This window comes from Pseudomonas sp. R1-1 (genome assembly GCF_051132135.1).
GTDB lineage: Bacteria > Pseudomonadota > Gammaproteobacteria > Pseudomonadales > Pseudomonadaceae > Aquipseudomonas.
This window is the reverse complement of the sequence record NZ_CP071663.1, coordinates 5101846-5115699: the sequence shown is the minus strand read 5'-3', so window position 1 is coordinate 5115699 and position 13854 is coordinate 5101846. Positions and strand designations below refer to the sequence as shown.

10 protein-coding genes are annotated in these 13854 nt (G+C 60.9%); all 10 read right to left on the bottom strand.

The genetic code is table 11. From position 1 onward, the window contains the following. Positions 1-88: 88 nt before the first annotated feature. Positions 89-1540: a mannose-1-phosphate guanylyltransferase/mannose-6-phosphate isomerase gene (locus tag J3P75_RS22965; RefSeq protein WP_090281856.1), complete on the bottom strand. Its 1452-nt coding sequence runs from the start codon at positions 1538-1540 to the stop codon at positions 89-91. A 148-nt stretch (positions 1541-1688) separates the two neighbouring features. After that, positions 1689-2345, bottom strand: coding sequence for an alginate O-acetyltransferase AlgF (locus J3P75_RS22960; protein ID WP_016771605.1), 657 nt, complete (start codon positions 2343-2345; stop codon positions 1689-1691). Between the two features lie 14 nt (positions 2346-2359). After that, the gene (locus J3P75_RS22955; protein WP_434708289.1) at positions 2360-3532 is read right to left on the bottom strand and encodes an alginate O-acetyltransferase; all 1173 of its coding nucleotides are present in this window, start codon (positions 3530-3532) and stop codon (positions 2360-2362) included. A gap of 10 nt (positions 3533-3542) precedes the next feature. Further along, positions 3543-5108, bottom strand: a complete 1566-nt coding sequence (locus J3P75_RS22950; RefSeq protein WP_090281859.1) for an MBOAT family O-acyltransferase — start codon at positions 5106-5108, stop codon at positions 3543-3545. Positions 5109-5444: 336 nt separating this feature from the next. Then, positions 5445-6569 carry a mannuronate-specific alginate lyase gene (locus J3P75_RS22945; protein WP_434708288.1) on the bottom strand — a complete coding sequence of 375 codons (1125 nt, stop codon included), beginning with the start codon at positions 6567-6569 and terminating at the stop codon, positions 5445-5447. Between the two features lie 8 nt (positions 6570-6577). Then, positions 6578-8044 carry an alginate O-acetyltransferase gene (locus J3P75_RS22940; RefSeq protein WP_206415460.1) on the bottom strand — a complete coding sequence of 489 codons (1467 nt, stop codon included), beginning with the start codon at positions 8042-8044 and terminating at the stop codon, positions 6578-6580. A gap of 11 nt (positions 8045-8055) precedes the next feature. Further along, positions 8056-9642, bottom strand: coding sequence for a mannuronan 5-epimerase AlgG (gene algG / locus J3P75_RS22935; RefSeq protein ID WP_434708287.1), 1587 nt, complete (start codon positions 9640-9642; stop codon positions 8056-8058). A 26-nt stretch (positions 9643-9668) separates the two neighbouring features. Further along, positions 9669-11150 (bottom strand): alginate export family protein, encoded by a 1482-nt coding sequence (locus J3P75_RS22930; protein WP_090281862.1) that lies wholly within the window; start codon positions 11148-11150, stop codon positions 9669-9671. Beyond that, positions 11147-12658, bottom strand: coding sequence for an alginate biosynthesis TPR repeat lipoprotein AlgK (gene algK / locus J3P75_RS22925; RefSeq protein ID WP_434708286.1), 1512 nt, complete (start codon positions 12656-12658; stop codon positions 11147-11149). Before algK ends, J3P75_RS22930 begins: the two co-directional genes overlap by 4 nt. 9 nt (positions 12659-12667) lie before the next feature. Beyond that, on the bottom strand, positions 12668-13837 hold the full coding sequence (locus J3P75_RS22920; RefSeq protein WP_090281864.1) for an alginate biosynthesis protein Alg44: 1170 nt from the start codon (positions 13835-13837) through the stop codon (positions 12668-12670). Positions 13838-13854 lie beyond the last annotated feature (17 nt).

Sequence of the window (13854 nt, the reverse complement as noted above, 5' to 3'; positions counted from 1 at the left end):
AGAATCAGGACAAAAAAAGCCCCCGCCCAACCCGCTGCGGATAGGGAACGCAACGGGCTGGACGAGGGCTTCTTGTTTTAGCGAGCGATCACTGCGCGATGGTTTTCACCGACACGCCGCGTTCGATCGGGGTGGAGCGACCGTAGATATCTTCGAAGCGTTCGATATCGTCTTCGCCCAAGTACGAACCCGATTGCACTTCGATGATTTCCAGCGGGATCTTGCCCGGGTTGCGCAGACGGTGCACCGAGGCGATCGGGATGTAGGTCGACTGGTTTTCGGTGAGCAGGAACACGTTCTCGTCACAGGTCACTTCAGCGGTGCCGCTGACCACGATCCAGTGTTCGGCGCGGTGGTGGTGCATCTGCAGCGACAGGCACGCGCCCGGCTTCACCGAGATGTGCTTGACCTGAAAGCGCCCACCCATGTCCACCGAATCGTACGAGCCCCACGGACGATAGACTTCGCAGTGGTTCTGGGTTTCGCTGCGGCCCTGCTCGTTGAGCGTGTTGACCATCTGCTTGACGCCCTGAACCTTGTCCTTGTGGGCGATCATCATGGCGTCTTTGGTTTCGACCACGACGATGTTTTCCAGACCGATCACCGAGACCAGTTTGCCGTTGCCGTGGATCATGCAGTTCTTGCTGTCCTGGATCACCACGTCGCCTTTGCTGACGTTGCCATTGGCATCTTTCTCGTTGACTTCCCACAGCGACGACCAGCAACCGACATCGCTCCAGCCAGCGGTCAGCGGCACGACGCAGGCACGCTGGGTTTTTTCCATCACCGAGTAGTCGATGGAGTTGTCCGGGCAGCAGGCGAACGTGGCTTCGTCGAGGGTCACGGTGTCGGCGTCCTGCTGGCTGCGCTCAAGGGTCAGCAGGCAGGTGTCGTAGATGTCCGGATCGTGCTTTTTCAGTTCTTCGAGGAAACGGCTGGCGCGGAACAGGAACATGCCGCTGTTCCAGTAGTAACCGCCGGATTCGACGTATTCGGTGGCGCGCTTGACGTCAGGTTTTTCGACGAAGTGCGAGACGCGGCTGACGCCTTCCGGCAGCAGCGAATCGCCAGTGGACTTGATGTAGCCATAACCGGTTTCCGGTTTGGTCGCCGGCACGCCGAACAGCACCATTTCACCATTTTCAGCGGCGACGGTGGCCAGGGCGAGGGCGCGCTGCAAGGCTTTCTGGTCTTCCAGAACGTGGTCGGCCGGCAGCACCAGCATCAACTCGTCACGGCCTTCATTGACCAGCATCATCGCGGTCAGCGCCACGGCCGGTGCGGTGTTGCGGCCGAACGGTTCCATGAGGATGCGCTGGCATTCCAGATTGCGATTGGCCAACTGCTCGTTGACGATGAAACGGTGATCCTTGTTGCAGACCACGATCGGGGTGTCCATGCCTTCGAACACCAGACGTTCCAGGGTTTGCTGGAACAGTGTGTGTTCGCCAGTCAGGGCCAGGAACTGTTTAGGGAACTGCTTACGCGAAAGTGGCCACAGACGCGAACCGCTACCACCTGACAAGATCACCGGAATCATAATGTTTACTCCATAAAATCAATTTGGTTGGGCCTTGTGGGAGCTAGCCTGCTAGCGATGGCATCACCTCGGTACATCTGAACAACCGAGTTGCCTGCATCGCCGGCAGGCCGGCTCCCACACAGAGCCGGGGCAGTTTTGAAAAGGGTTAGCGAGTCGACACCGGGCGTTTCACCCAGACTGGCGACAGGTTGCTGCCGTTACCGGTGACGTACAGCACTGCTGCTTCACCGCGCTCCAGGGCGACGGGTTTGACGTCGCCGACTTTCTTGTCTCCTTCGTACAGCGCCAGGCTGACTTTCACCGGGTTGATCTCACGTTCGCCACGGCCCTTGGCGGCCACGTTCGGCACCACTTCGGTCTTGCCGTCGGCGGTCTTCAGGGTCAGCGGCTTGTCGCTGAGGTTCTGTACGCGCACCAGGGATTTCTGCTTGTTCTTGAACGGCGGCTCTTCGATCAGTTGCGGCGCGCCGGACGCGTTGTTGACCAGGGTGTAGTAGTGGTCACCGGCGAGTTTCACCGGCAGGGTCTGGCTGCCGACCTTGGCGCTGTAGTCGCCGCCCGGCATGAAGCTGAAATCGCTGCTGGCCAGTGGCGCGATGTCGCTCAGGTTGGTGCTGCCGACGGTGGCGCTGACTTCAGCGTTGCTGGCGTTGTAGACACGCACGAAGGTCGAGCCTTTCGGTGCGGTCGGGCCGTACAGCGCGGCGTCGCCACCGGCGAAGGCTGGGACGGAAAGTACGCTGAGGCCAGCAACCAGTGCGAAGCTTTTAGCGAGACGACGAGGAGTAGTAGTGAAAGTCATGGTGTACCTCTCTTTCAGTTTTGCGCCCGATCGGGCGTCTCGGATTTAGTGTTGATGGCTACATTTTGTTGGCGGGCGCCGGCTTGTTTGAGCTCTGCGACCCACTGTGGGTCGGCGTCGCCGATTTCGTTGTTCACAGGCAGATATCGTTCAGGGAACTCCCAGATCAGCACCTGTGGCGGGCTGTTCTTGAAGTCATCGCTTTTCAGGTAGCTGAGCATCGGCAGGATCGGGCCGTGGCCGTCTTCGGCGTAATTGACCACGTCGCTGTGCAGTGCCTGCTTCAGCGCGCCGACGAAGTTCCAGTTCGGGTTGGCGCTGTAGCTGGTGCCGATCAGTGCGACCGGCACTTCGCTGTTGGCGAACAGGGCGTCGTCACCGGCAGGCTGCTCGGCGGCTACGGTGTTGCGCTTCTGCAATGGCTCCGGTGCCGGCATCATGTTTTCGAACAGCGGATCGAGCGGCAGGAACAGACGCAGGTCGCCCTTGTGCGTGACCGTCTCCGCCGGCGTGGTGACGAAGCGCTGCGGCTCACCGCTGAGCGGGAATTTCTCGGCAATGGTTTTGGCCAGCGTGTTGGCGGCGATTTCGGCACCTTCCGGGGTCCAGTGGGTGTCGGTGCGCAGGAACACTTGCTGACCGTTCTGCTTGGCCTGTTGCAACGGGCCGAGCAGGTCAGGGGCGAGGATCTTGTCGCCGGCAACACGAGCATGGAAATCCTGATAAAGGTTTGCGTGGATGCTCGAAGGTTTCACTTCATCCAGGTGTTCCGGATACAGGCGCGCCTTGGCCGGAACAATCGCCATTACCAGTTTCACGCCTTTGTCTTTCAGGGTCTGGCGCACGCCTTCGACCAGCGCGTAGTTGCCTTGCAGGTTCAGCTCTTCGTTGACGATCGGGTTGAATTCCTCGTCGCTGTACAGCCACTGATCGCGACCGAGCACCACGCCCGGGCGACCTTCGTTGAACAGTTTGAAATCCAGCGCGGCCCAGAGGTTGGTGCCCAGACGCTTGATCGGAAATTCGTCGTCGTAGTGGGTTTCCACAGCCTTGGACCAGCGGCCGTTGAGCACCGTTGCATCGGCGTTGGTGCTGAAGCCGAAGAAGCTGCGAATCGACCACAGGCCGAGGACCAACAGCGTCACCAGGAACAGGGCGATGTAGAAGATGCGTAATGAGCGGGTCATGTCAGATCCCTCAGAACTGGAAGTAAAGGAACGGCGAGAAGCTTTGCGCCGAAAGTTTGAGAATCGAGGCAATGAACAGCAGCAGGATCAGCCCGCGCATCACGTAGCGCGACCAGTCAGCGGTCCAGTAGGCCGGTTGCACCTGGGCTTCGACGCCGACGGTGTAGCCAGGTTCATGGATGCTCGCCGGGTTTTCGCCAGGCGCTGCCTTGATCATTCCAGGCGTTGCGGTAGCCGGGCCATCGGCCTCGACGTTGACCGCAGGTTTGGTCTTGGCCGGTGGCTGGTTGGTGTACAGATCACGCAGGCCAAAGAACGCCAGCGTCACGTAAGCCACCACCAGAGTCGCCACTTGCAGGCCGGTCAGGCTGGCCTGATTGAGTTCCGACAGCGACCAGTCGCCGAAGCTGAACATCGCGCCGTACATGCGCCCGGCAACGTGCAGGTTCTCGGCACGGAAGATCACCCAGCCCATCACCACCAGCAGGAAAGTCAGTGCCCAGCGGATCGGGTTGAGGCTGCGCGGCGAAGTGTTCAGGCCCAGCGCTTTTTCGATCGCCAGCCACATGCCGTGCCAGGCGCCCCAGATGATGTAAGTGATGTTCGCGCCGTGCCACAGACCACCGAGCAGCATGGTCAGGAACAGGTTGCGATAGGTCATCAGCGTGCCTTTACGGTTGCCGCCGAGGGTGATGTACAGGTAGTCACGCAGCCAGGTCGACAGGCTGATGTGCCAGCGGCGCCAGAACTCGGTGATCGACTGGCTGATGTACGGCTGCTTGAAGTTTTCCATGAAGCGGAAACCCATCATCAAGCCCAGGCCGATGGCCATGTCGCTGTAACCGGAGAAGTCGAAGTACAGCTGCGCGGTGTACGCCAGCGCGCCGAGCCAGGCATCGCCGGTGGTCGGGTTTTGCAGGGCGAAGCAGTGATCGGCAACAACGGCGAGGGTGTCGGCGATGAAGACTTTCTTGATGAAACCCTGCATGAACCGGGTGCAGCCCTCGGAGAACTTGTCGAGGGTGTGCGTGCGGTTGTTGAACTGGTCGGCCAGATCGCGGAAGCGCAGCACCGGGCCGGCAATCAGGTGCGGGAAGATCGCCACAAATGCCGCGAAGTCGATCAGGTTACGCGTGGCAGGAGTGTCGCCACGGTACACGTCGATGATGTAGCTGATCGATTCGAAGATGTAGAACGAAATACCGATCGGCAACAGCACGTGCGTGAGGATGAACGGCTCCAGACCCACCGACGTCATCATCGCGTTGATGCTGTCGACACCGAAGTTGGCGTACTTGAAGTAGCCAAGGATGCACAGGTCGACGGCCACGCCGAGCAGCAGCCAGCGCTGGGCCGGTTTGGTCCTGACGCCGGCGGCACCGACTTTCAGGCCGATCCAGTAGTTCCATAGCGTGACGGCTGCGAACAGCGCGAGGAAGTCCACACGCCACCAGGCGTAGAACACGTAGCTGGCGATCAGCAGCAGCAGGTTGCGATAGCGTTGCCCGCTCAAGTAGTACAAGCCGAGAAAGATCGGCAAGAACAGAAACAGGAACACGTTGGATGAAAATACCATCCCGATCTCTCCATGTTTGAATCAACAGTCAAGGGCCAAAGCCCCCCCAAACCCCCCGTGGTAGTGGAGGGGTGACACAGTGTTTGCTTGAGGTCGGAGCTGGCCATCAGACCGCGCCCCTCACCCCCCGCCCTCTCCCGGAGGGAGAGGGAGCCTGATCTCCATGGTTTTCAGAAAAGGAGATCGACTCGGTATTGCCTTGCAGCCTGATCTCACTGCTTTTCAAAGCCTGAGATCGACCTGGTATTTCTTTTGCCGCAGTTCGCACAGCCACCCCGGTCAGTTCCCTCTCCCTCCGGGAGAGGGCTAGGGTGAGGGGCTTTTGCTCTTCGCCTGTCAGGAACCTTTATTGCCCTTCTCATGCGAAGGGTCGTAAACCTTGGTCAGGTCGCCACCCAGGCGGAAGGTCTTGAACGGTTGCATGTCGCGTTTCTTCTCGATCACATCCGGCGCGCAGGTGTAGAGCGTGCAGAACGGTTCGAGCCAGGCGAATTTCATGTCCTCTTTCAGGTCGGTCATGTCCTGTTCTTTGCCGTTCTTTTCTTCGAACTCGTCCGGATCTTTCACCCCGGACAACACCCGATCACCCAGACGCTTGAGCGCTGAATTGTTTTCCTGACGCAGATCGACGCCGTTGACCTGGGCGAAACTGGCGATCATCGCCAGCGGCGGCAGGGCGTAGTTGTGATAGGCGAGGGCGCGTTGCTGGCGCTTGAGCTCATTGGGCAGGTAGCCGTCGGCATCGACCTGATTGACGCCGACCTTGTATTCCTTCACGGCCCAGTCGAACAGGTCGCGGCGGTTGGTGGCGACGGCGGTGGCCATCACCGACCAGGCGGCCCAGTACGAGTGGTTGTTGGTTTTTTCCAGCGGCAGGTTGTCCCAGTCGCTGACCACCTGATCGGCCATCTTGCTGAACCACGCCTCGATCAACTGCGCTTGCTGCTGATGCTGCGCGAGTGGATGCGAGTCGGAGAACTTCAGGCGAATGTACGAAGACGCCATGCTGCCCAGCGCCCATTTGCGCATCGACTTGCCGGTGTGGTTGAAGTCCTTGGACATCAACGCATCAGCCTTGGCCCACGCGGTCAGCCAGTTCAGCGTGCACTCGAGCTGTTCCGGACGACCGTCGCGCATGAACTGCATGACGCGCTTGGCGGTGCCGCGCTCCAGCGTGGTGATGTCTTTGGTGGTGTCGCGAAAGGCTTTTTCCGACTGCACGTTCAGCGTCGCGCGGGCCTTGTCCGAACCTTCGTACTTGCTGCGAAATTGCAGCGGGCCGGTGTACGGCGCCGGCATCGCATCGCAACCGTCGCTTTTGTCGCCGCTCTTGAATTTATCCACCGGGGCGAAGTAGCCCTGTGGCGGACGCAGTGGCGCGGCGGCCTGGGTGGCCCCGGCGAACATTGCCAGGGTCAGCAGGGAAGGCGCGAGCAGGTGTTTGATCGTTCGATTTCGCATAGCAGACCTCATTGCCCAAGCTGCGCGGTCTGTTGACCGGCGCCCGGGAATACGTTGCGTTTGCAGATTTTCGCTTCGACTTTTTGTGGCGCGGCGCCGGGCTTGGCTTCAGGCCCCTGGACTTCTACGGCCAGCAGGTTTTGCGAGGCCCAGTCTTCGTCCGTGCGCAGCTCAAAGGCGAAACGACCGTCGGTGTCGGAGGTTTCCGGTTTCTCGATCTTGATGTCCTCGTGGCGACCGTTCATGTACCAGAGGGTGGCTTGCAGGGTTTTCACCGAGGTGTCGGCGAAGCGGATGTCGACCTGATGGTTGGCGTTCTGCAGGTTCAGGTTCTTGCTGTTGACCATCAGTTCCTGTTTGCTGCCCGGCTTCAGCGTGGCGCTGCCGGTCATCTGCGCGTCTTTGCCTTCGCAGCCGTTATCGAGCAAGGCCATCATCTGGCGATAGATGGTTTCCTGGTCGAGGCGATACAGCGGCGAGAATTCCCAGATGAGGATCTTCGGTGGCGACTTCTGGAATTCCTCGCTGCCGAGGTACTGCAGCATCGAACCTTCAAAACCGCCGCCGGGGAAGGCAACGTTGAGAATGTCGGCGCCGATGGCTTCTTCGAGGAAACCGGCGAAGTTGTAGTTCTTGCCGCTGTGCGAGGTACCGACCAGAGTGATCTGCGGATTGCCGGAATCGCCGAACAGGTCGCCGTCACCCGCTTCGCCTTTCGGCTCGGTGGTGAACTGGTCCATGTACTGGATCGCGTAACTGGTGCCACACAGTTGCCCGGCCATGTTGTGCAGGGTACCGGTCTTGCCCATGCGCCCGGACTTCTTGGTCTCGAACTCACGCTTGGGAATGTCGGCAAAAGCCGGGATCTGCTTGACCTTCTCGGCAACGATTTTCGCCGTGCGCTGTGCACCGTAAGGCGTCCAGTGCTGGTCGCCACGGAAGTAGAAATCGTGGGCGGGCAGGGTGTCCGGCAGCGATTCGTTGGTCAGTGGTGACAGGTCTGGCACCACGTAACCCATCTGCGCGAAACGGCCGAGCATGGTCTTGTAGTTGCCCAGCGCTTTCTCGTAATCGAACGCGGCTTTTTCCTGCGGGTTGAGCTTGTTGCGGTTCACCAGGCCACGGGTCGGCTGGTAAACGATGACCAGCTCGACGCCTTTGCTCTTGAACGCATCGTGCAGTTGTTGCAGGCGCTTGTAGCCGGCCGGCGTGGTGTTGAACTCGGTACGCAGGTCTTCCTGGGTCCGGAACAACCAGTCGCCCTGGGCCTGCACCAGCGTGGTGAAGTTCTGCTGATAACGCGTGGTGTAGTTCTTCGCGTCATGGGCGGCCGGGCACAGGTTGCAGCATGGCTCAGCGGTGAATTTCGGCGGCGCGGCCGTTTCACTGCCAGCGTCGGCACGCGCGTTGCCAGCGGCGAGAATGCCAAGGGTCAGGGCCGAGAGGCTGAGCAGTTTGATCATGTGTGGGTGCATAAAAATTATCCTCAGTCCCGCATTTCGGTCTGGCGTTCGACAGGGTCGATCAGCACGGCTTTCTGCTGGCGCACCAGCAAGTCGAGAATTTCATCCTGGCGCTCGCCGAGGATGCCGTTGAAGCTGATGCCGCTGGATTTGGTCGGCGCCAGCATCGACACGCGATACAACTCGACACTCAACGGCGAATCGATCGACAGCGGGCCGCTGCCATTGGCCGCCAGTTCGCCGCCGACGACGATCAGCGAGACCTGGGCATCGAACGGGTCGAGCTTGATGTCACGGTCGGTGTCGGTCAGGTCCTTGATGTGCCCGTAGACGCCGGTCAGGCCGTTAGCCATGGCGATGTTTTCGTAGAGGCGAATGTTCACGCTGTTACGAATACGGATGCCGTGACGCCGGTTGCTGATGACCTTGTTGCCCCACAACAGGTTGTCGGCAGACTCATAGAGCGTGATGCCGTCGGTGTGGTTCTTGTAGATCTCGTTGTAGGCAATGATGTTGTTGATGCTGTTACGGTCGATCACCAGGCCCGACAACTTGTTGTCGTAGCTCTTGTTGTTGAAGATGAAGCTGTCGTTGACCTCACGGGAAATAATGATCCCGTGCTTCTTCTTCGTGCCGTACACGGTGTTCTCGGCAATGATCAGCCGGTGCGAACGGTCGTGCGGGTCGATGCCGTAGACGATGTTGTCTTTGTAGGTGTTGCCCTTGACCACAAAGTCGCTGGTTTCGTAGCAGTAGAAGCCGTACCACATGTCCGAGAACTCGGAGCCGACGATCCAGCCGGTCGGTTCAGGACGCTTGAGCACCTTGGCCATGTTCGGCGTGTACTGGGAAATACTCACCCCGTACGACTTACTGTTGGCGTAGCCGAAGCTGGCCATCTTGCTGTTGACGATGTAGGTCTCGGTGCCGCCCCAGGCGAGCAGGAACGGACGGAATTCCTTCGGCGAACGGAAGGTTGCCGGGCCGTTTTCCTTCTCGCGCCAGCCAGTGACTTTGGTGTCACGCACGAACAACTGGCCATCGTTGACCAGGAACGAACCGGCCTCTTGCGACAGGCGCAGTTCCTGGGTCTGACCGTCGATTTCGAGGATGCCTTTTTCGCCGACCACGATCGGCAGTTTCGCCAGATACACGCCCGGCGCGGTCTCGCTGAAGTACTGCTTGGGCAGTTTCTTCGCCAGATCCTTGAGGTTCATGTAGCCGTCGTCGATGAAGATCGCCTGCGGGATACCGTGCTGACGCACCACCCATTCGGCCATCTTGTTATCGCCGCCGATGAAGTCCTTCAGGGCGTTTTCCTGCATCATCCGGCGCACGCTGATCTTGCCCGGCTTGCTGCGCACGATCTTCGCCGCAGCGGCTTCGGCGGTGAAACCGGAAAGGTCAGGCAGGGTCGGTTTGGCCAGTTGCAGCGCCTCGGTCGGCGCGCTGCTGACGGTGTAGGTCTTGGCCTGTTGCAGCTCCTTGGTCACAGTGGCCGGCTTGCCCGCCTGGGGCGCGACCGGTTCCACGTTGGCAAAGGCGCCAGCGCTGGCCAGCAGCATCGCGCCGGCCAGCAGGCTGAGTGAGCCTGTTCTGGTGCTGATCATGTCGGGCACTCCCTTGGCGGTTTGCATCAGAAGCGCCAGATCACGTCGATGAATGCGCGGTGCATGTACGAATCGACCTGGCTGCCATAGGCATCACCTGGCTTGAACACACCGCCACGGAATCGCACCAGCGCCGAAGGTTCGTCGATCGACTGGCTCAGCGCCGCCGGCAACAGGCCTTGCTTGAAGTACTTGGTGACGACCAGGTCCATCTCCTGACCCAGGTCCTTGTTGCCGTCTTCAAGCGGCAGCGAGGTGCTGGAAAGGATCGCGCCGGTGACGTCGTCGGTGTTGTTTTCCACCGCGTTGATGCCGTTGCTGCCCACTGGCTTATTGCCGTCGACACGCCAGAACTTGTGGTAGATCAGGCTGGCGTCGTATTCGTCGTTGACCATCCACGAACCGAACAGGGTCGCGGTCTGCATGTTGTTCATTTCGCCGCGGAACGCTTCACCGAAACGGTGTACGCGCGAACGGGTACCGGTGTAGTTGGAGCGGTTGCTCTCCAGACCGTTCTGTTCGTAATCGGCGCTGGCGCGGGCATAGGCACCGCCGACTTGCCACTGTGGATCGAGGCGCAGACGCACACCGACATCGGCCGCCCAGCCGCTGATGTCATCGCTGCGCTTGGCTTGTGCAGGACGGCTGCCGTCGGCGTTCAGCGCGTTGACCGTGTCACGGTCGCCGCTCATGCCGGTGATGCTGCCCCAGTAGTTGACGGTGTTGGTGTTGCGCCAGTTGTAGGCATCGCTGTCAGCGGTCAGGCCGATCCAGCTGATGTCGCCGTTCTCGGTCTTGTCCAGCGAATCTCGCGCTACACCCGGTTCGGCGTAATCGAGCTTGCCGTCATCGTGGGTGTGGTGACCGCGAATGCCGACCCACTGGCCCGGCGTCCACTGGTAAGCGGCGTCGGCGTAGGCGTGCAGGCGATCCTTGTCTTTGGGCGCCAGCTCTTTCAAGTCGGTACGGTATTCGCTGAAGCGCTCGGCCACACCGGCGTTGGCACGCAGCAGGGTGGTGTCGAACGTCCAGTTCAGCGCTTCGATGTTGGTGTCGCGCCATTGGCCGTCGTCATTGCGCAGACGCTGGCGACCGAACTTGAGGATCTCGCCAGGGTAGGGCGTGAAGCCGCTGTAGCCGACCCAGAATTCGCGCATCGCCAGGTAGTTTTTCTTGGTTTCGCGATCACCGCTGTCGGTGGTTTGCGCACCGTCGGATTGTTGCAGGGTGTCGGTCTCGATGATGTCGGTCGAGGTCACGGCCTGGCCCATGGCGTAGGCGCTCCACGCGCCGCTTTCGCCGTAGATCCACGGACGCAGGTCGAGGCCGACGCCGTTGACGTCGCCGCCACGGGCGGTGCCAAGGTCGCGGTCGTCTTCGGACTGGCCGGTGAGTTTCACTTCCAGGCCGAAGTTCTTGCTTTCAGTCATCGCGGCCAGTGTCGGGCAAGACCAGATCAGCGCGAAAGTGAGGCCAATGCCGGCCTTCACGAATGGGTTCAGCTTCATAGTTTTTCCTCGCCGTCTTCTTCTTGCAGGGCGTGCAGTTGCAGCGTGTTCGGGTTCAGCGAGCCACGGCTGGCTTGCTCTTGTTGCAGCAGGCGGCGCGCTTCGGGCAGACGCTCGGGCGGCAATTGCGCCTCGAGGGTGGCGGCCAGCTCAGCGGCTTGCGGGGTGTTTTGCGCCTTGGCCAACTGGCTGAAGACGTACGCGTTGAGTGGGTCGGGCTTGGTGCCCTTGCCTTGGGAAAACAGTTGAGCGATGGCGAAGTCGGCACTGTTCTGGCCGTTGCGCGCAGCGGTCAGCAGATGGTCGAGCGCCTTCTGCGGATAGACCTTGCCCAGGTAGCCACGGCGATAGATCTGGCCGAGGTAGTAATCGGCGGCGACTTCACGGCCGACGGCTTTCTGGAAATGTTCTTCGGCGACTTTCGCGTCGGCAGGAACCAGTTTGCCTTCGTAGTAGACCTTGCCCAGCAACAGCTCGGCGCGCGGCTGGTCGGCGGCGCGGCCGTTGTCCAGGTACTTCATCATCTGATCGACATCGCCCAGTTCCGGGAAGTCGTAAAGCAGTTGCGCGAGGCTGACCCACGCCGCCGGGTAGCCCGGAGCGATCGGCTCGAGCAGCGACTGCGCAGTTTTCTCGTCGGTCTTGCCCAGGGTCGAATCAGCCAGTACGCGGGCGACCGAATCAACACGCTGGGCGGTGACGGTGCCACGGCTGTAACCGGCCTGCATCTGCTTGATCAGCTCGGCCTGCTGCTCTGGCTGGCCACGTTTCTGGTAAACGGTTGCCAGTTCGACGTAGCAGATATCGGTGGTGTTGAGCGCGGCCTTGCAGATTTTTTCCACGTCATCTAGGTGCTGGTCGTAGGTGCCCTGGGTGCGATACAGCAACACCTGGGCCAGACCGGCTTCCGGGTAACCGGCCTTGCGCCACTGATCGATCTGCTGCTGGGCGTTGATGTTCGGGAAACTGTGCGGGTATTGCAGGTACAGCATCGCCAGCGGAATCAACGTATTGCCTTCACCATTGGCGGCGGCTTTTTTCAGCAGGGTTTCGGCTTCGTGATGCTCGGCTTCGGTCGAGCCGGGTTTAGCCACCAGCAAACGACCGAGACGGGCCTGGGCACGCGGCGACACGCTGGCCGCGGCGCGGTAAGTCGCTTCGGCCTGCTTCATTTGTGCCGGGTCACGGCTGTCGACCTGGATATCAGCCAGGCCGACTTGCGCCTCGCTGTAGCCCAGGTCGGCCAGTTGCTGATAATTCTGCGCAGCAGTGGCGGTGTCGCCCCGCTTGAGCGCTTCGTTAGCCAGACGCTGGTCGGGCAGGCCGGCGCAACCGGCCAGACTGACGGCCAGGGCCAGCGAGCACACCATCAATCCCTTGTGGGAGCCAGCCTGCTGGCGATTCAGGCGACGCGGTGTTTCAGCTGTACCGCGCTGATCCAGTCGCTGGCAGGCCAGCTCCCACAGGGAGCGCGGTGTGTTCAGGATGGGTGGAGTAGTCACAGGCATGTCCTCGACTTAAAGACCGGCAGCCATGGCTTTGTCGATCAGCCAGTTCAGGTTCGGGCCTCGGTCGCTGTTCACTTCCACCGGGCGGCCGGCGAAGCTGCTGTCGAGCGGCTCGTCAGGCTGGATCTGCACGCGAATGTCGGAGGACAGGTCGGCGCTCTTCAGGCTGGTGCTGCTGACGATCTTGCCGGTGCGGGTCTTGTCTTCGCCGGCGATCTGGAAGCTCACTGGCGTGCCTGGGCGCACGTCGCCGAACTGGCGATAGGAGAAGCGTGCATCAACGGTGGCCTGGGTGTTGCGCGGCACCAACTGGAAGATCACGTCACCCTTGCTCGCGTACTGACCGTCGGCGACCAGTTGCTGGGCCACGGTGCAATCGCATGGCGAGGTCAGGGTGCCGGTCATCTGCTTGCCGAACAGTTCTTCAACCTTGGCCGGGGCCAGTTGGTCTTCGGCCAGGTGGCCCTTGAGCACGTCGAGCATGCTGGTGCTGAAGGTCGCCAGCGGCGCGCCTTTGGCGGCAACGCCGTCGGACTTGACCAGGCTCTGCACGGTGCCGTCACGCGGCATGGTGATGTTCATCCCCGGCACGCTGACCAGACCGGCCTGGGCGTGGCTGACGAAGTACATGCCATACACCGACTTGAAGATGAAACCGGCAGCGACCAGGCCAACCGCGAAAATACCGGCGCTGAAAGTCACGGCTTTCAGACGACCGAACGCGGTCATGCCGGTGTCGTTGCTCTTGTTCTTGCGCGCCTTGGTGAAGTTGTCGCGCTGCAGGGTCGCCAGCACCTCGCCGATGCTGACGATGTCGCCGGCCAGGTGCGAAGTGATCAGGTGGCGCAGGGTGGAGATGTCCTGCGGCTCGAGGTTCTGGAACTGGCAGCCGGCGCGGCCGGTGGCGCGATCGAAGGAGCGCACCTGCAGTTCAACGTCCATGGCCAGGCCGAGGTTGTCGATGACAAATTGCAGACGCGCCTTGTACACCTCGCCGATGGTCAGCGGCATCTGCCCGGCGTTGAACGCCAGACCGCCAGCCGACAGGTCCAATACCCGCGCTTCGACCGGAGTCCGGTCAGGGCCGAAGAAACGCAGCTTGGCCGGGATTTTCACGCGAGCGTGCTGGCGCTGGGCTTCGGATTCATGCACTACGTTGACGTTGACGGCGGTATTCATAGGGGCGATTTCCTTGT

Bases quoted from the DNA above. Each gene is read 5' to 3' on its own strand.
- algK (WP_434708286.1), bottom strand. From the start codon at position 12,658: ATGCCTGTGACTACTCCACCCATCCTGAACACACCGCGCTCCCTGTGG.
- J3P75_RS22965 (WP_090281856.1), bottom strand. From the start codon at position 1,540: ATGATTCCGGTGATCTTGTCAGGTGGTAGCGGTTCGCGTCTGTGGCCA.
- J3P75_RS22960 (WP_016771605.1), bottom strand. From the start codon at position 2,345: ATGACTTTCACTACTACTCCTCGTCGTCTCGCTAAAAGCTTCGCACTG.
- J3P75_RS22920 (WP_090281864.1), bottom strand. From the start codon at position 13,837: ATGAATACCGCCGTCAACGTCAACGTAGTGCATGAATCCGAAGCCCAG.
- J3P75_RS22930 (WP_090281862.1), bottom strand. From the start codon at position 11,150: ATGAAGCTGAACCCATTCGTGAAGGCCGGCATTGGCCTCACTTTCGCG.
- J3P75_RS22945 (WP_434708288.1), bottom strand. From the start codon at position 6,569: ATGCGAAATCGAACGATCAAACACCTGCTCGCGCCTTCCCTGCTGACC.
- algG (WP_434708287.1), bottom strand. From the start codon at position 9,642: ATGATCAGCACCAGAACAGGCTCACTCAGCCTGCTGGCCGGCGCGATG.
- J3P75_RS22940 (WP_206415460.1), bottom strand. From the start codon at position 8,044: ATGCACCCACACATGATCAAACTGCTCAGCCTCTCGGCCCTGACCCTT.
- J3P75_RS22950 (WP_090281859.1), bottom strand. From the start codon at position 5,108: ATGGTATTTTCATCCAACGTGTTCCTGTTTCTGTTCTTGCCGATCTTT.
- J3P75_RS22955 (WP_434708289.1), bottom strand. From the start codon at position 3,532: ATGACCCGCTCATTACGCATCTTCTACATCGCCCTGTTCCTGGTGACG.